17 protein-coding genes are annotated in these 20,963 nt (G+C 69.7%); 4 read left to right on the top strand and 13 right to left on the bottom strand.

The window, feature by feature from the left end; translation table 11 throughout:
* Positions 1–6: 6 nt before the first annotated feature.
* The 5 genes from NS334_RS15140 to NS334_RS15160 all read right to left on the bottom strand — a co-directional run bounded on the left by NS334_RS15140 (position 7) and on the right by NS334_RS15160 (position 6,060).
* On the bottom strand, positions 7–738 hold the full coding sequence (locus NS334_RS15140) for a class I SAM-dependent methyltransferase (protein ID WP_058756793.1): 732 nt from the start codon (positions 736–738) through the stop codon (positions 7–9).
* Positions 739–1,866, bottom strand: coding sequence for a peptide chain release factor 2 (gene prfB / locus NS334_RS15145; RefSeq protein ID WP_058756794.1), 1,128 nt, complete (start codon positions 1,864–1,866; stop codon positions 739–741).
* Between the two features lie 121 nt (positions 1,867–1,987).
* A complete protein-coding gene (locus NS334_RS15150; protein WP_058756795.1) occupies positions 1,988–4,495 on the bottom strand; it encodes a penicillin-binding protein 1A in 2,508 nt (835 codons plus the stop codon).
* A 46-nt stretch (positions 4,496–4,541) separates the two neighbouring features.
* Positions 4,542–4,862 (bottom strand): DMT family transporter, encoded by a 321-nt coding sequence (locus NS334_RS15155; protein ID WP_058756796.1) that lies wholly within the window; start codon positions 4,860–4,862, stop codon positions 4,542–4,544.
* Between the two features lie 118 nt (positions 4,863–4,980).
* Positions 4,981–6,060 carry a cupin-like domain-containing protein gene (locus NS334_RS15160; protein ID WP_058756797.1) on the bottom strand — a complete coding sequence of 360 codons (1,080 nt, stop codon included), beginning with the start codon at positions 6,058–6,060 and terminating at the stop codon, positions 4,981–4,983.
* 103 nt (positions 6,061–6,163) lie between these two features.
* Between NS334_RS15160 and NS334_RS15165 the strand changes: the two genes are divergently transcribed.
* Positions 6,164–6,784: a YbhB/YbcL family Raf kinase inhibitor-like protein gene (locus NS334_RS15165; protein WP_058756798.1), complete on the top strand. Its 621-nt coding sequence runs from the start codon at positions 6,164–6,166 to the stop codon at positions 6,782–6,784.
* On the top strand, positions 6,781–7,245 hold the full coding sequence (locus tag NS334_RS15170) for a DUF3429 domain-containing protein (protein WP_058756799.1): 465 nt from the start codon (positions 6,781–6,783) through the stop codon (positions 7,243–7,245). The genes NS334_RS15165 and NS334_RS15170 overlap by 4 nt, the downstream gene beginning before the upstream one ends.
* Before the next feature lie 3 nt (positions 7,246–7,248).
* Here the strand turns inward: NS334_RS15170 and NS334_RS15175 are convergent, their stop codons facing one another.
* The 5 genes from NS334_RS15175 to NS334_RS15195 form a co-directional block, all read right to left on the bottom strand.
* On the bottom strand, positions 7,249–7,740 hold the full coding sequence (locus NS334_RS15175) for a nucleoside deaminase (RefSeq protein ID WP_058756800.1): 492 nt from the start codon (positions 7,738–7,740) through the stop codon (positions 7,249–7,251).
* Complete coding sequence (locus NS334_RS15180) at positions 7,737–8,750, bottom strand: MBL fold metallo-hydrolase (RefSeq protein WP_058756801.1); 1,014 nt, start codon at positions 8,748–8,750, stop codon at positions 7,737–7,739. The genes NS334_RS15175 and NS334_RS15180 overlap by 4 nt, the downstream gene beginning before the upstream one ends.
* 34 nt (positions 8,751–8,784) lie before the next feature.
* Positions 8,785–9,948, bottom strand: coding sequence for an acyltransferase family protein (locus NS334_RS15185; RefSeq protein ID WP_058756802.1), 1,164 nt, complete (start codon positions 9,946–9,948; stop codon positions 8,785–8,787).
* Positions 9,949–10,165: 217 nt separating this feature from the next.
* Positions 10,166–12,166, bottom strand: coding sequence for a TonB-dependent receptor (locus tag NS334_RS15190; protein WP_058756803.1), 2,001 nt, complete (start codon positions 12,164–12,166; stop codon positions 10,166–10,168).
* 72 nt (positions 12,167–12,238) lie between these two features.
* Entirely contained in the window at positions 12,239–12,637 is a 399-nt protein-coding gene (locus tag NS334_RS15195) for a hypothetical protein (protein WP_058756804.1), read from the bottom strand.
* Between the two features lie 95 nt (positions 12,638–12,732).
* Between NS334_RS15195 and NS334_RS15200 the strand changes: the two genes are divergently transcribed.
* Both NS334_RS15200 and NS334_RS15205 read left to right on the top strand, forming a co-directional pair.
* Complete coding sequence (locus NS334_RS15200) at positions 12,733–13,470, top strand: hypothetical protein (RefSeq protein WP_193753121.1); 738 nt, start codon at positions 12,733–12,735, stop codon at positions 13,468–13,470.
* Between the two features lie 79 nt (positions 13,471–13,549).
* A complete protein-coding gene (locus tag NS334_RS15205) occupies positions 13,550–14,725 on the top strand; it encodes an acyl-CoA dehydrogenase (protein WP_058756806.1) in 1,176 nt (391 codons plus the stop codon).
* Positions 14,726–14,769: 44 nt separating this feature from the next.
* Here NS334_RS15205 and NS334_RS15210 read toward each other — a convergent pair whose 3' ends face one another.
* From NS334_RS15210 to NS334_RS15220, 3 genes are read right to left on the bottom strand one after another with little or no spacing between them, the layout of a single operon-like run.
* Positions 14,770–18,183, bottom strand: coding sequence for a glycosyl hydrolase 2 galactose-binding domain-containing protein (locus NS334_RS15210; protein ID WP_083500529.1), 3,414 nt, complete (start codon positions 18,181–18,183; stop codon positions 14,770–14,772).
* Positions 18,184–18,209: 26 nt separating this feature from the next.
* Positions 18,210–19,370 carry an ROK family transcriptional regulator gene (locus NS334_RS15215; RefSeq protein ID WP_058756807.1) on the bottom strand — a complete coding sequence of 387 codons (1,161 nt, stop codon included), beginning with the start codon at positions 19,368–19,370 and terminating at the stop codon, positions 18,210–18,212.
* Entirely contained in the window at positions 19,367–20,872 is a 1,506-nt protein-coding gene (locus tag NS334_RS15220) for a tryptophan halogenase family protein (RefSeq protein ID WP_058756808.1), read from the bottom strand. Before NS334_RS15220 ends, NS334_RS15215 begins: the two co-directional genes overlap by 4 nt.
* Positions 20,873–20,963: the final 91 nt, after the last annotated feature.

The following is a 20,963-nucleotide window of genomic DNA, read 5'->3' on the forward strand; positions in this document are numbered from 1 at the left end:
CGACTTTTACCTCGCGCCCATCCGGCACGCCACAATATCCGCGGGATCGGGTCGTCGCCCCGCCGCCCGGAACGTCGCCAGGTATCCGCCTGCCGAGCGCAACTCGCGGAACCCGACCTGCGCATATCCCACCGCCTCGAACTCGCAGCGCAGCAGGCGCGGCGGGGTGCCGTGGTTCTCGGTCGTGCGATCGGCATCGACCACCACGACCAGCCCGTCGCGGCGCAGCGACGGCCGCATCCGCCAGAGGAATTCGTAAGGCTGCGCGATCTCATGATACATGTGCACCATGAAGATCCGGTCGAAGCTGTTGGCCGGCAGCCGCGGATCGGCCGGCATCCCCAGCCGCACGCTGACATTGTCGAGCCGCTCGCGCGCGACGCGGTCCGCCAGCGCGTCGCGCACCGCCGGGACGATGTCCTCGGCCAGCACGCGTCCGTTCTTGCCGACCCGCGCGGCGAGGCGGATCGTGTAATAGCCCTCGCCCGCGCCCAGATCGGCGACGGTCATGCCCGGCCGGATATCGGCCAGGTCCATCACCCGCCCCGCCTCGCCCAGCCGGTCGCGCGCCTCCTCCGTCGACCAGCGCGGCGACACGATGCTGGCGATCGGGCGATCGGCGGCCGGGAACGGCCCCGGCTCCTTGGCCTGCCGCTTGATCAGCGGCTGCGACCCGTCGCACCCCGCCAGCAGCAGGACCGCCAGCGCCGTCAGCGCGAGGGGCGCGCGCGGCGGCACTTAGTCGACGTCTTCCACGACCACCGCCTCGCCGGTCACGCGCTGCGACAGCGCCGCCGCCATGAATTCGTCGAGGTCGCCGTCCAGTACGTCGCCCGGCGCCGTGCTGGTGGTGCCGGTGCGCAGGTCCTTCACCAGCTGATAGGGCTGGAGCACATAGCTGCGGATCTGGTGGCCCCAGCCGATGTCGGTCTTGCTGGCGTTCTCGGCGTTCGCCGCCGCCTCGCGCTCCGCCAGCTCCCGCTCGTACAGGCGCGCGCGGAGCTGGTTGTACGCCTCGGCCTTGTTCTTGTGCTGCGACCGCTGGTTCTGGCACTGCACGACGATGCCGGTCGGCAGGTGCGTGATGCGCACCGCGGAGTCGGTGGTGTTGATGTGCTGACCGCCCGCGCCCGATGCGCGATAGGTGTCGATGCGCAGTTCGCTCTCGTTGATCTCGACCTCGATATTGTCGTCGATCACCGGATAGACCCACACGCTTGAAAAGCTGGTGTGGCGGCGCGCGGCGGAATCATAGGGGCTGATCCGCACCAGCCGGTGCACGCCCGATTCCACCTTGGCATAGCCGTACGCGTTCTCGCCCTTGATCAGCAGCGTCGCGCTCTTGATCCCGGCCTGCTCGCCCGCGTGGTAGTCGATCAGCTCGACCTTCATGCCGCGCCGCTCGGCCCAGCGCGTGTACATGCGCTGCAGCATCCCGGCCCAGTCCTGGCTCTCTGTCCCGCCCGCGCCCGCGTTGATCTCCAGATAGGTGTCGTTGGCATCCGCCTCACCGGCCAGCAGCGCCTTCACCTTGTCGGCCTGCGCACGCTCGGCGAGCGTCTTGAGCGCCGCGACACCCTCGTCAGCCATTTCGGCGTCGCCCTCGGCCTCGGCCATCTCGATCAGCTCGGCGGTATCGGACAGTTCGCGCTCGATATCGCGGGTCGCGGTGATCGCCTCGTCCAGCCGGCGACGCTCGCGCATGACCGCCTGCGCCTCCTTGGGGTTGTTCCACAGCGCCTGATCCTCGACGCGCGCGTTCAGCTCGTCCAGCCGCCGCAGCGCGCGATCCCAGTCGAGGAACCGGCGCAACAGCGCCAGCGCCTCGTTGATGCTATCGACATGGGCCTGCGCTTCGGCGCGCATAACATTACTCCAAGGTCACGTCATTCCAGCGACTGCTGGAATCTCGTGCGGCACAAGCGTCGCTTCGTAACCGGGAGATCCCGGTTTGCGCCGGGATGACGAAAATTATTGAGACGACGACTTAGTAGATGCCCCCCTGCCTCTGCAAGAAGTCGCTATCGTTCGCGGTCGCGCGCGTCGCGCTGGCGCTGGGACGCGCGCTGGGCGCGGCGGCGGGGCCGCCACGGCGGGCGCGGCGCGCCTCGCTCTGCGGCTTGAACGCTTCCCAGATCACGGCCGGCTTGGGATCGTTGTCGGTCGGGAAGGTGCCGAACACCGGGCGTCCCGACGCGCGGTCGATGCGCACCATGCGGATCCCCGGCGGCGCGCGGAACGGCAGCGCGGGCAGCCCCTCATAGGCCTTCAGCGCCCATTCCTTGAACACCGGCACCGCCACCGTCCCGCCCTGCGCATAGCCGCCCAGGCTGCGCGGGCTGTCGAAGCCCATGTAGAGCCCGGCGATCATCTGCGGCGTGCCGCCGATGAACCACACGTCCGTCGGGCCGTTGTTGGTGCCGGTCTTGCCGAACATCGGGCGGTTCAGGTCGCGCAGGCCCGTCGCGGTGCCGCGCTGGATCACGCCCTCGGTGATATGCACCATCTGATAGGCGCTCATCGCGTCCAGCACCTGCCGCCCGCCGCTCTGCGGACGCGGCATCGCGCGCCCGTTCCAGTCGGGCAGGTTGCAGCCGTCGCACGCGCGCCAGTTCTCGGGCCAGATCACCGCGCCATGCCGGTCCTGCACCACGTCGATCAGCGACGGATCATGCCACCGCCCCCAGTTCGCGAGCACGCCGTACGCATTGACCATCTTCGTCACGGTCGTCTCGCCCGCGCCCAGCGCATAGGACAGGTACGGCGCATAATCGCCAACGCCCATCGCCTTGATGAGCTTCACCACGCGCCCCATGCCGGTCTGCGCGGCGGTGCGGACCGTCATCAGGTTGCGCGACTGTTCGATGCCCCAGCGCATCGTGTGCGGCCCCGCCCCGCGCATGTTGCCGAAGTTGCGGAAGCATTTCCTGCCCAGCCGCGCGCCTTGATCGACGCAGAACGGGCCGTCGATGATGATCGACGCCGGGGTCATGCCGTTCTCCAGCGCGGCGGAATAGACGATCGGCTTGATCGTCGAGCCGGGCTGGCGGAACGCCTGCGTCGCGCGGTTGAACGACTGGACGCTCGATTCGAATCCGCCCTGCATCGCCAGGATACGCCCGGTCGCGGGCTCCTGCACCACGAACCCGCCGGAGATGCGCGGGACCGAGCGCAGCGCGAAGCGCCCCGCCCCGGCGGGTGCCACCGCGATGATGTCACCCGGCTTGATCGCGGTGAAGGCGCTGGCGGTGCCGCCGCGCACCGGCATCTGCGCGGCGGCGCGCGCCATCGTGCCGGTCGATCCGTCCGCGAAGCCCAGCCGCCATGCGTCGCCCCCTCCGTCACTGGTCCGCGCGATCGCGATCGCCGCGCGCCAGTCGGCATAATCGAGCATGATGTTGGTGCCGATCAACGGCCCCTGCCACGCCTCGCCGTCGATTTCGACATGCCTGAGCGGCCCCGACCAGCCACGCCCCGCGTCATACCGCAACAACCCGTTGCGCAACGCCTCGGCGGCGTAACGCTGGATATCCTTGTCCAGCGAGGTGCGCACCCAAAGCCCGCCGCCATAGACGCTGTGCGGCCCGTCCTCGACCTGCTCGCCGAACTTGTCGATCAGCTGCCGGCGCACCTCCTCGACGAAATAGCCGCCGACGCGCTCGAACTTCGGCGTGCGCCGCGTGATCGCGCCGATCGGCTCGGCGGCGGCGGCCCGCGCCTGGGCGGCGGTCACGAAGCCGTTGCTGACCATCTCGCGCAGCACATAATTGCGCCGGTCGAGCGCGCGCTGCGTGTCGCGGAACGGATCGTAATTGGACGGCCCCTTGGGCAGGATCGCCAGATAGGCGAGCTGCCCCAGCGTCAGCTCGCCCAGTTCCTTGTCGAAATAGGCGTGGCTCGCCGCCTCGACGCCATAGGCGTTGCGACCCAGGAAGATCTGGTTGAGATACAGTTCGATGATCTGCTGCTTGGTCAGCGTCTCCTCGATCTTGTACGCCAGCAACGCCTCGCGGATCTTGCGAGTCGGGGAATATTCGTTGCCGATCAGCAGGTTCTTGGCGACCTGCTGCGTGATCGTCGATCCGCCGCGCGCGCGCTGGCCGGTGCCGAACTTGCGCGCGTAATCGAACACCGCGCCCGCCAGCCCGGGGAAGTCGACACCGTGGTGCTCGAAAAAGGTCTTGTCCTCCGCCGCCAGGAACGCCTTCACCAGCAGCGGGGGATATTCGTTGTACGCCAGCTCGACGCGCCGTTCGCGCGCGTAGGTATAGATCGGCGTGCCGTCACTCCCGCGCACGTTGGTCGGCAGCGGCGGCTCATACGCCTTCAGCTTCTCGACCGACGGCAGGTCGCGCGCGAACACCAGCCAGAAGACGCCCAGCGCGACCGCGAGCAGCCCGAGCAGATAGACGCCCCAGCGCACCCACCACCGCCGCCAGAGCGCACGGGGCGAAAGGCGCCGGTCGGGCACGGCAACGGTCGGGTCGGAAGCCATATCGGGCCCAGCGTGTACGGTCTCACCCGTCAAACGGCAACGCCGGTCAGGCGCTTGCGAAGAACTTCGTGCCGACCACGCCGACGATGATGAGCGCGATGAACCCCATCTGCACCGGGTTCAGCTTCTCGCCGAACAGGATCACGCCGAAGATCGTGACGCCGACCGCACCCAGCCCGGTCCAGACCGCATAGGCCGTGCCCGCCGGCAGTCCGCGCATCGCCAGCGCCAGCAACCCCATGTTGACGAAGCTGAGCGTGATCGGCACCGCCGATGCGATCCAGCTTCCTTGCGTCGCTGCCCATTTCAGGCTCAGCGCCCAGACGATTTCGGTGATCACGGCGACGCCGAGGATGAGCCACGCCATGTGGACATCTCCTTGATTGCGGGCTCGGAACGGAGAAGCGCGGCAGCCGGAAACCCGTAAGAGGCGCGCGCGGCGGTGGCCGATACGGCCCCGAAGACGCCCTGTCCAGTCCGACCGCCTATCGCCGCCATTCGTCCATCAGGAACAGCTTCACCTTCGCGGCCATGTCCGGCGTCATCTCGCCCAGCGCGCCGCGCGCCGTTGGCGGCAGATGCGCCACGGCGTCATGCCCGGCCCCGAACACATAATGGTCGAACCACGCACGCCACACCTCCCGCTCCCGCTCCGGCAGGTCGCGGATGTTCATGATCGCATGCATCAGCGTCTTGAACGGCGACCCCTGCCAGTCGCGCCCGTGAAGCTCCCACCAGTAATTGACCAGCACGTTCACCGCATCCAGCGCCTCGACCTGATGCCACCACATATAGGGTATGTAGGCCGCGTCGCCCGGTTCCAGCTCGGCCTCCTGCGCCGTCGCCATCGCCTCGGCGAAGCGCGGGTAGCGCGCCAGGTCCGGATCGCGCAGGTCGACCATGCTGACCGGCGGCCCCGCGAACGTGAAGTCGAACGGCCCGACATACAGGTTGCGGACCTGCTCGGGCGGAAAGAAGGTGAAGCGCCGGTGCCCGCCGACCACGACGGCCACATTTTCCGACATGTCGAAATGGGTGGAGACGGTGGCGCGGTTGCCGATCCACAGCCGCGCGACCGCGTCCTCGCCCGGCAGGTCGAGCACGTGATCGCGCGCGAAGTCGGGGCAGTGCTCGGACATCCGCACCGCGCCGGCATAGAAGCTCGGCGGCGCGGGCTCGTCCTTCGCCCGCAACAACACCTCCAGTACCTCGCGGAGCGGCGCCAGCCGCTGCTGGTAGTTCACCCCGCGCAGATCGTCCTGATACCAGAAGCGCCCCTTGATCTGCGGCGGTCCCAGAAAGGTCGTGACCGGCCGCCCGACATCCGTCGCGGCGATCGTCGCGCACAGCGCCTCCGCCGAACGGCACCCGGCCTGCACCGCCGGCCAGGCGCGCGCGACGCCGCGCAGGATCGCCGGGCGGCGCAGCGGCACGATCTGCTCCCGGAACGTCGCGCGATCGACATTCCGCCACTCGCGCACCGGGGCGAAGCTGTGCGTCATCGGATGGTCCGGCTCCCGCGGGCCGGGCGATGTCGCGCGGCCATGGCCGGACGCGTAGATCATCGTCGCGGGCAAGTCGATGATCCCGCAAGGGATTGTCACTCGTCAACTTTCGCCGGCAACCCCGCGCGCGCCCGGCGGTTCAGCCAGTCGAGGAGAAGCCGTGATGCTCGAACATGTCCCCCATTGGCTGGGCAGCCTGTTGCACAATGTCCGCGCCGGTCATTCCAAGCTGGTGATCGTGCAGGAGGGCGTGGTCACGAACGATGCGCGGCTCGACCTGTCCAGCCTCGCGTTCGCGGACGGCGGGCGGCTGCCGCCGCGCTTCACCGCCGATGGCGAAGGGGTGTCGCCGCCGCTCAGCTGGTCGGGCGTGCCCGACGGGACGGCGGCGCTGGCGCTGATCGTCGAGGATCCCGACGCCCCGACGCCCAATCCGCTGGTCCATGCCGTCGTCTGGAACATCGCCCCCGACACCAACGGCCTGCCGGAGGGCGCGATCGCGGCGGACGGGCCCGGATCGTTCGACGGGTCGGACGTCGGACGCAACAGCTATCGACAGGAAGGCTGGCTGCCGCCCGATCCGCCGACCGGGCACGGCAGCCACGATTACGTGTTCCAGCTCTTCGCGCTCCGCGAGGCCGCGCCGCTCGACATCAATCCGGGGCGCAGCGAGGTGCTGGCGGCGATCCGTGGCGCGGTGTTGGCGGCCGGTATGCTGGTCGGCACCTATTCGCGCGGCGAGGAAGCGCCGGTCGGCCCCGCCGGCGCGGCGCAGACCGCGTGACCGGCGACGCTCCGCTGTTGCGGCGCCCGCCCCGCGCGCTGGGCGCGGCGGGACTGTTGCCGCAGGTGGCGTGCGTCGTCGTCGGGCTGCTCGCGCCCGCCTGGGGCGGCCATGCGGTGATCGCGGGCGGCGTCTATGCGGCGGTGATCCTGTCCTTCCTGGGCGGGATGTGGTGGATGCAGGCGCTCTGCCGGGGAGAGCCGCGATGGTGGCCCTATGGGCTGGCGGTCGTGCCCAGCCTGATCGCATGGGCGGCGCTGCTGCCGTGGCTGGCCGGATCGGCGGCGGGGCGCTGGCCGCTGGTGGCGCTGGCGGCGGCGTTGCTGGTCAGCCCGGCCGGCGACCGCTCGATCGGCTCGTTCGCGGGTGACGTGCCCGCATGGCGGCGGCTGCGCCACCTGTTGTCGGGCGGGCTCGGCGCGATGACGTTGTTGCTGGCGACCCTGCCCGCCGCCGCCTGACCGCTACAGGTTCGCCTGTTCCTCGAACGACAGATCCGCGTCGGGCGGGTAATAGAGGCTGGCGCATTCGTCGCGCAGGCACCCGCCCTCGATCACGATATCCTCGCGATAGGCGTCGGCGATGAACGACAGGGTGTCGATGTGCTTCGCCTCGAAGTACATCGGATGCACGTCCTCGCGCCCCGCCCCGTACACGACGCGCCCGACCTTCGACCAGATCGACGCCATCGTGCACATCCCGCACGGCTGGAGCGTGGAATAGAGCGTCGCGCCGCGCAGCTCCAGTTCGCCGCTCGCCTCGCACCCGCGCCGGATCGCCATCATCTCGGCGTGCGCGGTGGCGTCGGGCAGTTCCTCGGTCTGGTTGCGCTCGGCGGCGATCACCCGGCCGTCGCGCACGATCACCGAGCCGAGCGGCGCGTCGGCCGGGTCGGAGCCCTTCGAGCGCGCCACCTCGATCGCAAGGCGCATCCAGCGTTCGTCGTCTTCGGTCATCGCGCCTCAACGCCGCCGCGCGCCGATCGGTCCCGCAGGTCGTACACCGCACCCGGTTCCCCCGCGACGAAGCGGTCGGCGGCGATCCCGGCGGCCGCGAGCGCCGTGGCCAGCCGCTCGCGCGGTTCCTCGCGCGGCTCGTCGGTCAGCTGGAACGTGCCCCAGTGGATGCCGACCGCGCGCGCGGCACCGACCTCGTCGAAGATCCGCACCGCCTCGTCCGGGTCGACATGCTGCGCCGCCATGAACCAGCGCGGGGCATAGGCGCCGATCGGGATCAGCGCCGCGTCGGGCGCGCCCAGCCGCGCGCGCACGTCCGCGAAGATCCGTCCGTCGCCATAAGCGGTGTCCCCCGCGAACCAGAGCGTGCCGGCCGGCGTGTCCAGATAATGCCCGCTCCACAACATCATGCGCGTATCGCTGGGCCAGCGGTTCGACCAGTGGATGGCGGGCGTCAGCGTGCTCGACACGCCGGGCGCCAGCGCCAGCCGCCGCCACCAGTCGCCCGCCACGCAGCGCGCCCCCGGCACGGCGCGGCGCACCACCACGTCATTGCCCAGCGGCATCGCCATCAGCGGCGCATCGCGCGCGTGCAGGCGGCGGAGCGTCGCCACGTCCATATGGTCGTAATGCGCATGGCTGATCAGCACGACATGGATCGGCGGCAGGTCATCGAAGGCGATGCCGGGCGCCGTCACGCGCTGCGGCCCGGCGAAGCGGAACGGGCTGGCGCGCCGCGACCAGACGGGATCGGTCAGGATGTTGACGCCCGCCGCCTGGATCAGCGTCGAGGCATGGCCGACCATCGTGACGCGCAGCCCGTCCACCGACGCCGCCGGCCGCGCCGGTGTCACCGGCACCGATCGCGGCCATCGCGCCGCGCCGCCCGCCAGCTTCCAGCGCATGATCGCGCCAAGGCCGCGATCGGTGCCGGCCTGGCCGGGGTTGAAGAAGCGGGTGCCGTCGAAATGGTCGCCCGGCGGCCCCTGATAATATCGGTTGCGTGTCATCGCCCCCTCCAACGCCGCAGCGCCGCTGCGGGGCTCAGACGCGCAGATACCAGCCGCGCCAGTCCATATAGGCGATCGGCCACCACACCAGCGCGACGAAGACCGCGACCGGCGCCAGCGCCGCCACCTGCGTGCCGACGACCGGCGCCAGCCAGCGGAACGGCAGCTGCATCGCATCGCCGGTCAGGATCAGCGACGCGACTTCGTGCAGGACATAGGCGGCGATCGCGTTGCGTCCGAAGCTGCCGAAGAAATCGCCCGTGCGCGCCGGCCGGTCGTCTCGGTCGAACCACGCGTGGAAGGCCCCGAGCAGCAGCACGGTGATGCCGGTCGACAGCAGTACGAAGCTGCTGGTCCACAGCCCCTTCACGATCGGGAACACCAGCCCCCACGCCAGCCCGACGACGATCCCGGCCAGCCCCGCGCCCGCCAGCCGCTGCGCCGCCCGCCGCACCGGCAGCCCGCGCCGCAGGTAATCGCCCGCCAGCGTCCCCAGCAGCCCCTGCGCGATCGCGGGCAGGGTGCCGAGCACGCCTTCGGGGTCGAACCCCGCCGGCCCCTTCACGTACCGCCACGATCCGAGCACCGCGCGATCGACCCAGGAGACGAAATTGCGTCCCGGCACCCAGAGGTCGGTCGCGCCGCCGCCCGGCACCGGCACCAGGCACAATCCCCAATATCCGACCAGCAGCACGCCCGCCAGGATCGCCCGCGCGCGCGTGCCCATGCGCGGATAGAGCAAGGCGCACACCGCGAAGACGATGCCGATCCGCTGCAATACGCCGGGCAGGCGCGGCGGACCGAACCGCGTGAAATCCGCCAGGAAGAACATATGGCCCAGCAACAGCCCGATCAGGATCAGCCGCGCCGCCCGCGCGATCACGCGCCGCGTCGCCGCCGCGCCGGCCGCATCGCCGCGCGCCGACACCGCGATCGACACGCCCACCATCGTCAGGAACGCCGGAAACACCGTGTCGGCCAGCGTGAAGCCCGCCCATTCGGCATGGAGCAACGTCGGGAACACCGGCCCGTCCAGCCGCTGCACCCCCGCCGTGGCGTTCACGGTGATCATTCCCGCGACGGTGACGCCGCGCAGCAGGTCCAGCGATCGAAGGCGGCGTCCGGCCCGATCGGGCGCATCGCGCGGACCTGTCGCCAGCGGCCCCGTCGGTGGATCGATCGTCGCGGCCCCGTCCATTCCGTCGTTCCCCTTGCCCCCTTCGCGCCGCGACGCCGCGCTCCATGGCCGTAATAAACACCCGGGACCCGTCGTCCGCCAATGAAATCGGCCGACGCGTCATGTGCGACGCGCGGCGTGGGGGCGGCGCGGAGCGCGCGGAATGGGGCCGGCCGCGCGCGCCGGCCGCGCCGCCCGGATGGACGGGGGCGGCGACCAGCCCGCCCCCCTGTTCACCTCAGTTGGTCGCGATCCGCAGCGTGGCCATCACCCGCCGCCCCGGCATCACCACCTCGTCCTTGTTCAGCGCGGTGGCCAGCCGCTGGACATCGTTGGTCAGATTCTGCCCGACCAGCGCCAGTTCGACGTTCGGATGGCTGGCGAACGGCCGCACCGCCAATTGCCCGTCGAGCGCGACATAGCCGGGCGTCGCGGTGTCGAACGCGCCATATTTGTTCTGCCGCCCGGCGTAGATCAGGTTGAACCCGGCATCCAGCTTCTCGCCCTGCCAGTTCAGCCCGCCGCCGACCCGATACGGCGGGATGCGCGGCACGTTGCTGCCGTCGTCCAGCGTGGCGCGGGTATAGTCGGCCAGCACGTTGAAGCGATAGACGCCGTGCGCGGTGTGGACCAGGTCGTAGCTTGCCTCGCCTTCCACGCCCCGGAAATGCGCCCCCTGCTGCCGATAGTTCAGCTCGCGCAGGTCGCCGTCGCCGCCGATGGCGCAGGTGCCGTCGTCGTCGCAGGTGCGGCCGGTCAGGTCGCCGTAGATATAGTTCCTGAACCAGCTGCTGTAGATGCTGCCGTCGAAGCGGAATCCGCCGGACCGGACGCGCAGCGTTCCCTCCAGCGAATTGGCGCGCTCGATGCGCAATCGCGGATCGCCGGTCTCGAACGTGTTCGGCCCGTCATGCCCGCCGCGCGCGAACAATTCGGTCAGCGCCGGCGCCCGCCCGGTGCTGGAAAAGGTCGCGCCGATCTTGATCGCGGGCGACAGCTGGTACAGCGCGCCGATCGCCCCGCTGAGCGGCGTGTACTCGGCGGTCGTGAGCGCCCCCGACGCCGGGGTGCCGCGCAGCCGCACCTGCTCGATCCGGCCGCTCGCCTCCAGGTGCAGGCGATCGCCGAGCCGCGTGTCGGTGAACAGATAGCCCGCCACGCTCTCCATTGTCGCCGGGAACAGGTAGGAACTGTCCTGCCCCACCGCCGAGAAGTCGCGGTGCTGGTACTCGACCCCCAGCGCGGAATTGTCGACGAAGCCGATGCGGTTCAGCAGCAACTCGGCGCGGCCGTTATATTCCTTGTTGCGGAACGTGGTGTCGATCGTCCCGTCCGGCTCCTTCTCGTCATGCGCGTAATGGGCGTAGCTGCCGTCGACGTTCAGCCGTTGCAGCAATCCCGACCCCAGCGCGAACGACGATCGCGTCATCACCTTGGTCTGACGCATGTCGATATAGGTGGTGTCGCTCGGGATGCCGTATTTGGCATCATATTGCGTCACCGCCGCACCGACATGGCTGTCATGATCGTCGCCGAAGAAGTACGATCCGCCCAGCGACCCGCCATAACCGCGGAAGAAGGAATTCTGCTGCACGCCCAGCGGCGTGTCATAATCCCCCGCGTGGCGGCCGAAGGCATCGGCGTGGAGCGCGAAATCGCCCACCGCCGCATCGACCAGCCCCGCACCCTGATACAGGTCGGACACGCTGCCATAGGTGCCGTCCAGCTCCGCCGAGATCGGCTTGTCGGGAAAGGCGGTCGGCACGCGGTTGTTGAGCACGTTGACCACGCCGCCGATCGCCTGACTTCCGTACCGCAGCGTACCCGCGCCACGCACCACCTCGATGCTGCGCGCCGCCAGCGGGTCGATCGGAATGCCGTGGTCGGGGCCGATATCCGACACGTCGGAGCCGCTGGTGCCGTCCTCCAGAATGCGGACGCGGGTGGCGTCCATGCCACGGATGATCGGGCGGCTCGCCCCGGTGGCGAAGCCGGTGGCGGCGATGCCGGGCACGCGCGACAGTGCGTCGGCCACGCTCGCCCCGCCCTGCCGCAGGATGTCCTCGTTATCGACCTTGGCGGCGATCGCCGGGGTGTCGTCCCGGTCGTGCTCGATCGGGGAGGCGGTGACGATGATGTCGCGCGACGCGCCGTCGCGATTGGATGGCGCATCCTCGGCAACGGCGCACGTGGGCAGGAACGCGGCAAGCGCCGCGCTGGCGAACAGGAAGGGTCGCATCGGAAAATCTCCGGTGATGTCTCGCAAGGGTCGCGGCGCGCTGCCCTCACCGGCACCACGCGACGCGGATCGTCAGGGATGCGGGACGCTGGCCGGCGGGGCGCGGCTGCGCCAGAAATGCGCGCGCACGATCGGCGCGGCGACGATGGTCATCGGTGCGATGACCACGGCCGCGGCGGCGACCGGCGGCACCAGCCGCACGGCGGCGGGTGGTACGACCGGGTCGGTCGCGGCGGCGGCGGCGCACAGCGCGCACGCCTCCTCGATCGTCGCCGAGACGCCCGTGCCGGCGGCGCGTCCTTCGATCGCGGGGCGATCGGGCGGATGACGATGCGTCTGGAGGACGAAGCCGTCATAGACGAGCGACCACAGCACCAGCAGTGCGAACAGCACCGTGGCCGGGGTGGAGCGTTGCGTCGGGGCGGAGCCGCGTGTCACGATCGCGTCGGACACCGCCGTCCCTTTCTGCAAGCTGAACCGCCGTCGCCTTGCCACTGGACCGGAACGGACGGGAACGGCATCCTGCGGAAATGAAAAGCGATAACGATGCCCAGGGCGGTCCGATCATGCGCCGCGCGCGTGAGGTCGCGACCGGGTTTGCCGATGTCGGGCTGAGTCATGCCGAGGAAATGCTGCGGCGCCTGTCGCCCGAGGGCCGCGAACAGGCGCGCCGCGAACGCGAGGCGCGCGCCCGGCGACAGCGGCGGTTGCTGGTCCGGCTCGTGCTGGCGGCGGTGGCGACGCTGCTCGCCTGGGCGATGTTGAGCGCGCTGGTCGCACCCGGCGCGGCGCTGGCCGTGGCGGCCGCGGTGATGCTGCTGCTGACCATGCTGATCTTCATGCGCGCCGCCCCGGCGGTGCCCGGGCGCGAGGCGCTGGCCGAGGCCGCGCTGCCCGCGCTGGCGGAGGAAGCGGCGGTCTGGATCGCCGCCCAGCGGCGGGGCCTGCCCGCGCCGGCGGTGGCGCTGACCGACACGATGAACGGCCGGCTGGAGGAGCTGGCGCCGCGCCTCGACCGGCTCGATCCGCGCAGCCCGGCGGCGGATGCCGTCCGCAAGCTGATCGCGGTCGAGCTGCCGGATCTGGTCGAAAGCTGGCGCAGCGTCCCGCCGTCGATGCGGCGGACGCCCGGTGCGGACGGACGCAGCGCCGACGATCACCTGACCAACGGCCTTCGCCTGATCGACACCGAACTGGAGCGCGCGAACGAACAACTGGCGCAGGGATCGCGCGACTCGATCGCGGTGCACGGCCGCTATCTGGAGCTGAAATACGATCCCGATCAGGGTCGGCGCGGGCCTTGACGACTCCGATCCACGCGGTTCAGGGAACGCGCATAGGACGGTGTCGCTCATCGCGCGCCAAGGAGGGATCGCAGACCGTATGAACCGTTTCGACTGGGCCGATCCCTTCCTGCTCGACGCGCAGCTCGACGATGAGGAGCGGATGATCCGCGACAGCGCGCGCGCCTATGCGCAGGACCGCCTCGCCCCGCGCGTCATCGATGCCTTCGCCGACGAGCATACCGATCCCGAGATATTCCGCGAAATGGGCGCGCTGGGGCTGCTCGGCCCGACGATCCCGGCCGAATATGGCGGCGTCGGTGCGGGCTATGTCAGCTACGGGCTGGTCGCGCGCGAGGTGGAGCGGATCGACTCCGGCTACCGCTCGATGATGAGCGTGCAGTCCAGCCTGGTGATGTACCCGATCCACGCCTACGGCTCCGAGGAACAGCGCCGCACGTACTTGCCCAAACTGGCGAGCGGCGAATATATCGGCTGCTTCGGCCTGACCGAGCCGGATGCCGGCTCCGACCCCGGCGGCATGACGACCCGCGCGCGCAAGGTCGATGGCGGCTATATCCTGTCCGGCGCCAAGACCTGGATCTCCAACGCGCCGATCGCCGACGTCTTCGTCGTCTGGGCGAAGTCGGACGCGCATGGCGGTGCCATCCGCGGGTTCGTGCTTGAGAAGGGCATGAAAGGACTGAGCGCCCCCAAGATCGGGGGGAAATTGTCCCTACGCACCAGCATAACCGGCATGATTCAGATGGACGAGGTGGAGCTGCGCGAGGACGCCTTGCTGCCGAATGTCGAGGGGCTGAAGGGACCGTTCGGCTGCCTCAACCGCGCGCGCTACGGCATCAGCTGGGGCGCGATGGGCGCGGCGGAATTCTGTTTCCACGCCGCGCGCCAATATGGCTTGGATCGCAAGCAGTTCGGCCGCCCGCTCGCCGCCACGCAGCTCTACCAGAAGAAGCTGGCCGATATGGAGACCGAGATCGCGCTCGGGCTGCAGGCCAGCCTGCGCGTCGGACGGTTGCTGGACGAGGGCAATTACGCGCCGGAGATGATCTCGATCATCAAGCGCAACAATGTCGGCAAGGCGCTGGATATCGCCCGCGTCGCGCGCGACATGCACGGCGGCAACGGCATTTCGGGCGAATATCAGGTCATGCGCCATGCGATGAACCTAGAGACGGTCAACACCTATGAAGGCGCGCATGACGTCCATGCGCTGATCCTGGGCCGCGCGATCACCGGCATCGCCGCCTTCTGAGGCAAGCGGCGCGCGGTCGTCATTCCCGACCGCGCGCCCTCGCCTCACCGGACCGCTACCGTGGCGGCCGGCACGTTCCAGCCCGTCAGCGTGACGTGCGGCGTCCCCGTGGCCATGGCGGGATAGCGGATCGCGATCGTCCGCCGCTCGCCGGGCAGCAGCGACACGTAATTGTCGTCGTAGAAGGCCGGCAGGATGCGCTGCCCCTTCGCATCGACCAATGTCAGCTTGGCGTTCAGCGCAGGTATCGCGGTATCGTTGGCCAGCGTCACCCGCACCACGCGGTCGCCGCCCTCCACCCCACCGGCGGTCGCGCTGGCGGTCAGCGCGGCGGGGGCGAGCGTGTCGAGCGCGCGATACGCATCCTCGTCACGCCCGCGCCAGTAGAAGTTCTCCGATACCGGCGTACCGTCCGCTCCCAGCAGCGACAGCTTGACCAGCACCATCGGGTTCGCCGCGAACAGCCCGTCCAGCGGCACCGCCGCCAGCGGCGTCGCGCGGTTCGCGAGCGCATCCACCGGCGTATCGCGCGCGAAAAGCTCGCGATTGTCGAGCCCGACGACCTTCACCCGCGCGGTCAACGCCTTCGCATCGGCCTGCGTCGTGTTGAGGACGACCAGCTCGTTGCCCGGCAGGTTCAACTGGACGTGGAGCGGCTCGACCGCCTTCTTCGCGCCGTAATAGGACGCCTGCGTGTCATAGTCCCACGAATAGATCTGCCACGCGTTCGACGGCCACGCCGGATGCGTCATCCACAACAGGCGCCCGGAGTTCTTCGTCCACAAATGGCCCAGGAACCCCTCATACATCGCCTTGTGCGTTTCGAGGTTCATCATCTGCGCCTTGCGCTCGAAATCGGCGAAGCTGGTGCCCGGGCCGTACATGCGCGACAGCGCGGCCATGAACGTCTTGGTGTCGCCGTTCCCCGCGAAATGCCAGTCGTGATAGGCGAGCACGTCGCCGAGCGGCCAGCGATCCCCGGCGGGAACATAGCTGGCGATCGACTCCGCGGTCGACAGTGACGGCGTGCCCGTCTCGACCGAGAAGCCGGTCGCCAGATCGGTGAAATAGCCGACCGGCGCGCGATAATTGTACGGACCGGAGCCTTGCAGATTGACGACGTTCGAACTGCCGGTGAACCAGCGCGTGCCGTCCAGGTCGAACACCGCCTTCGCCAGTCCCTCGTTCAGCGTCGGATAGGGCACGCCCTCGTTGCGGCCGAACCACAGGATGATCGACGGATGGTTGCGATAGCGCGCGATCGTGTCGCGCGCGTTGGCGAGGAACAGCGCCGCATCCTCCGGCTCGACCTGGAAATTCTGCGTCGATTGCCAGAAGTCGTTGAGGACCATCATGCCGTTCTCGTCGGCGAGATCGAAGAACTCCTCCTCGTTGTTGTTGCCCATCCAGTTGCGGATGATGTTCATATGCGCCTCGCGCTGGAGGCGGAAATAGGGGGCGAGGCGGTCGTAGCTGACGCGCTTCATCGCGTCGTCCATCCCCCAATTGCCGCCGCGCGCCGCAATCCGCACGCCGTTGACGCGGATCGTCAGATGCGGCTCGGGCAGCGTCTCGGTGATCGCGGTGACGGCGGGCGAGCGCTCGCCCGCCGGGGTCAGCGATTCCGCCCAGCCGGTCGGGGTCTGCTTGATCGCGGCATGGCGGACATCGATCAGCGGCGTGCCCGCCAGTCCGCCATCGGTGGTCTGGACGTTGACCCGGCGCAGCGCGCCCGCCGCGTCGAACAGCGACAGGTCGTAGCTGACCTCGCGGATGCCGAAGCGCGCCTTGCGCTCGTCCGATACCCCGCGCGCATCGGCGACCTGATAGGTCACGTCATACAGATGCGGCGCGCCATAGCCGTTGGGCCACCACAGCTTCGGGTTGGCGACGGTCAGCTGGCGGAACTCGGACGGGGCGAAGCGCACCTCGCTATGCCCGGCGGGGGCGGTCACCTGCTTCTCGACAGTCACGCCCTCGAACGCGACGCGCACCGTGACCGGGGCGGCGGCCCCGGCGTTATCGAGCGGCACGGTGATATAGACGTCGGCGCGATCGGTGCGCGGCAGCGGCAGGTCGGTCACGACATGCGGGTCACCGATCCGCACCGCGCCGGTCGCGACCAGCTCGACCGGGCGCCACAGGCCGGTGTTGCGGTCGCGGATGCCGGGGATCCAGTCCCAGCCCTCGGTCGCGACGAAGGTCGGGCCGTCGATCGCCAGCTGCCCGCCATTCTCGCCGACGCCGCCCGCGACCGATTGCTCGTGCGGGATTCCGGGGTGCGGCGGGGGCGAGACCCGCACCGCGATGACGTTCTCGCCCGCGACCGGTGTGTAATCGAACTGCCCCCGGATGAACGCGCCGTGCGTCTCGCCCAGCCGCTGCCCATTCACCCAGATTTCGGCGTCATAGTTGATGCCGCCGAACACCAGCGTCAGCCGCTTGCCGGCCGCCTCGGCCGGAACGGTGAAGCGGGTGCGATACCAATAATCCTGCCGCGCGAGGCTTTCGGGAATTTTGAGGTTGTTCAGCCCGTAATAGGGATCGGGATAGACGCCGCGATCGACCAGGGTCTGAAGCACCGTGCCCGGCACGGTCGCCGGCCGCCACGTGCCGGTCGGCGATCCGGCACGCGAGAGCGTCGCGCCATCGCCCTTCACGTCGGGCGCGGCGGCGAGCGTCCAGCCGTTCACCTGCCAGCGGTTGGCGGCCAGCGGCTGCATGACGGGGGCAGTCGGCAGCGGCTTGGCGACCGGGGCGCTGTACGCATCGCCGTCGCGACTGTTGGGCAGCGTCCAGGCATCCTGCTGCGTGGTCAGGCCGATGTTGGCCTGCTTTTGAAAGGGCCAGCCGACGCCGACGTCGGTCATCTGGACCAGCGCCATGTCGGGGCGCGCACGGACGATCGCGGCGACCTGCTTCGCGGTCAGCGCGCCCGCCTCGACACGGGCGTCGACGAGCTGCCCACCCAGATGCGGGACGCCCGGTATCGCGGGAGCGATGGCGATCCGTGGCGCGACCGCCGTGGCGCGCGCGCCGCCGCCGCCGACGCGGCGACCGTCGAGATAGAGCGTGACGCGCGTTCCGTCCGACACGGCGGCGACGTGATGCCAGCCCTTCGGCAACGTCGCACCGCGCACCAGCGTATCGCCATCGCGCAGCGCGACGCGGCCATCGTCGAGAAGCAGGGTGCGCGACGCACTCGCGTCGCCGATCCGCATCAGCGTCACGTCGCCCGTTCGCGCGTCATCGGCCTGCACCCAGGTCGCGATCGTATAGGGCGCGCCGGCCGCCACCAGCGCATCGGCCCGGTCGAGCGGACGCTCGATGCCGATCCCGCCCTCAAGGAAGCGCGCATTGTACGGCCCGCTGTTGCCGATCTGCTGCGCGGCGACCGGGCCGCAAGCCAGCATCGTCCCCGCCAGCAGCAGCCCGGCGGACGTGAATGTCGCACGCATGGTCCAAATTCCCTTGTTCGTCATCGTCATGCCTGAATATCGGCGGGCAGCAGCAGGTGCCCGAACGCCAGCAACGCCGCGCCGATCGCGGGCGAGTCCTCGGCCAGCGCGGCGGTGCGGATCGGCGCCAGCACCGGTGCGTGGCGCCCTTCGTGCTGCATCAGCGTCGCGGTCGCGCAGGCCAGCTGCTCGACCAGCGCGACCGGCAGGCGTCCGCCGACCAGCACCGCCCCGGGATTGAGCAGGCAACTGACCGCGATCAGCGGCTGGACCAGCGCCGCCGCCGCTCGCGACACCCAATCCTGCGCGACCCCGACGACGCGGGGATCGTCGAGATCGAGCGTGTCGATCCCCGCGTCCCGGAGCGCGCGGTTGAGCCCCGCCAGCGACACGATCTCCTGCAGGGGCACGCGGCGTCCGTCGCGGTCCTCGACCATCAGGAAACCGATCTCGCCGCTGCGCCCGTTCGCGCCGCGATCGTAGAAGGAATTGACCACCACACCGCCGCCCAGCCCGAAGGTGATGAGCAGGTAAAAGAAGCTGGCGTGCTGCTGCCCCAGCCCGAACTGCATCTCCCCGATCGCCGCCGCCGCCGCGTCATTCTCGACCGTGACCGGCAGATGGAGCGGATCGGCGAAGAGCGAGGCGACATCGTGCGTCGACCAGCGATCATAATCGGCGGGGCGGCCCGGCAGGTCGATCCGGCCAAGATCGTCGGGCAACGCGACCCCGATGCCGCTGAGCACGTCGGGTGCGATCCCGCCACGCCGCAGCAACTCGCCGACGTGCTCGCGGTAGAAGGCGCGGACGTCATCGGGAGTCGGGAAGGCGGTTTCGCGGCTGATCCGCGCGCGCAACGTACCCTCGAAATCGACCGCCACCATCGTCAGGTGGTCGCGGTCGATATTGACCCCGATCGCATAGGCACCGGCCGCGTTGACGACCAGCCGCGTCGCGGGCTGCCCGCGCCCGCCGCGCCGCTGCCCGGCGCTGGCCAACAGTCCCTCGTCGAGCAGGCGGTTGGTGATGTTCGAGATGGTCGCGGGCGTCAGCCCCGTGACCTCGGCGATCTCGGCACGGGTCGCGGTGCCCGCGACGCGGATCGCGTGGAGCACGACGCGCTGGTTGTGGAGCCCGGCATGTTCGATGTTCGCGCCGCTCAGCCGCGATTGCGGGGCGAGCGTCACGCGACACCCGCATGGACGCGCGCCAGGAACGCGGCATGCGGCTCGGCATGGGCCAGCGTCCCGTCGATCGCGGCGCGCATCCGCGTCAGGCTGTCGCGCAGATCGGCATCGGCGACATGATCGGCCAGCGGGCTGTAGCGCGCTGGCAAATCGTCGAACCCGGCGTACATGCTGAGCCAGCTCGCGTCCTGGAACGTGTCCCATTCGCGGCGCACGAATTCGCCCGCCGCGCGCCACGCATCCAGCTTGGCGCGCAGGCCATCGGTCGGCGGGATCGCGCGGACATGATCCCAGAAGGGTTCGCCGATCCGCTGATTGCCGCTGTAATGGAGCATCAGGAAGTCGCGGATCCGCTCGAATTCCAGCACCGACTGGTTGTTGTAGGTGGCGGCCAGACGCGGGTCGCACGCGCGATCGGGGAACAGCGGGATCAACCGTTCCAACCCCGACTGGATAAGCGTGATGCTGGTCGATTCCAGCGGTTCGAGGAACCCCGACGACAGGCCCAGCCCGATGACGTTGCGCTCCCAGAAGCGCGCGCGATGCCCGGCGGTAAAGCGGATGCGATTGGGCTCCGCCAGCGCCTCTCCCTCCAGCGCGGCGAGCAGCCCGTCCTCCGCATCGGCGTCGTCGATGAAGTCCGAGCAATAGACATGGCCGTTGCCGACCCGGTGGCGCAGCGGAATGTGCCACCGCCATCCCGCCTCGGTCGCGGTCGCGGTGGTGAAGGGGCGGTGGACCTGCGCGGCCGTGCACGGGATCGCCACCGCGCGGTCGCACGGCAGCCAGTGTCGCCAGTCGACGAACGGCACGTCCAGCGCGTCGCCCAGCAACAGGCTGCGGAAACCGGAACAGTCGATCCACAGATCGCCCTCGACCCGCGCGCCGCTGTCGAGCGTCACGGCGGTGACGCGCCCGTCTTCACCATGGCGCGCGACGTCGGTGATCCGCGCGTCGATGTGCGCGACCTTGTTGGCCAGTGCGAGGCGTTTCAGGAGGGCCGCGAACTTCGACGCGTCGAAATGGACCGCGAAATTGAACACGCCCAGATCGTTGGCGGGCCGGTCGACCGGCGGCAGGAACAGCCCGCGCTCCGCCAGCTGCGTGGCAAGGCAATAGGTGCCGAGCGGGGTGGTATCGCCCGCCGCCCGCAGCTTGAGCCAGTAATGATGGAAGGCGACACCGTGCGCGCCGACCCCGTACAGCCCGAACGGGTGGAAGAAGTCGTGCCCGCGCGCCTTCCAGTCGGCGAAGCGGATGCCGTATTTGATCGTCGCCTCGGTTTCGCGCAGCACATCGGCCTCGCCCAGATCGATCGCGGCGAAGAAGTCGCGGATCGCCGGAACGGTCGCCTCGCCGACGCCGATCGTCCCGATCGCCGAACTTTCGACGACCGTGATCGACAGCCGCAGATGCGCCAGCCGCCGCGCGAGGAACGTCGCGGCCATCCAGCCCGCCGTCCCCCCGCCGACGATCACGATCGACCGTATCGGATCACGCATCTGAGTTTTCGCCTCCCCCAACGATCCCTCACCGCCCGTCATGGCGAACGCGGCGAAATCGTTACGATGCCATAGCCTCTTCCGTCATCCC

The organism is Sphingomonas endophytica, assembly GCF_001476895.1.
Classification (GTDB): Bacteria; Pseudomonadota; Alphaproteobacteria; order Sphingomonadales; family Sphingomonadaceae; genus Sphingomonas; species Sphingomonas endophytica_A.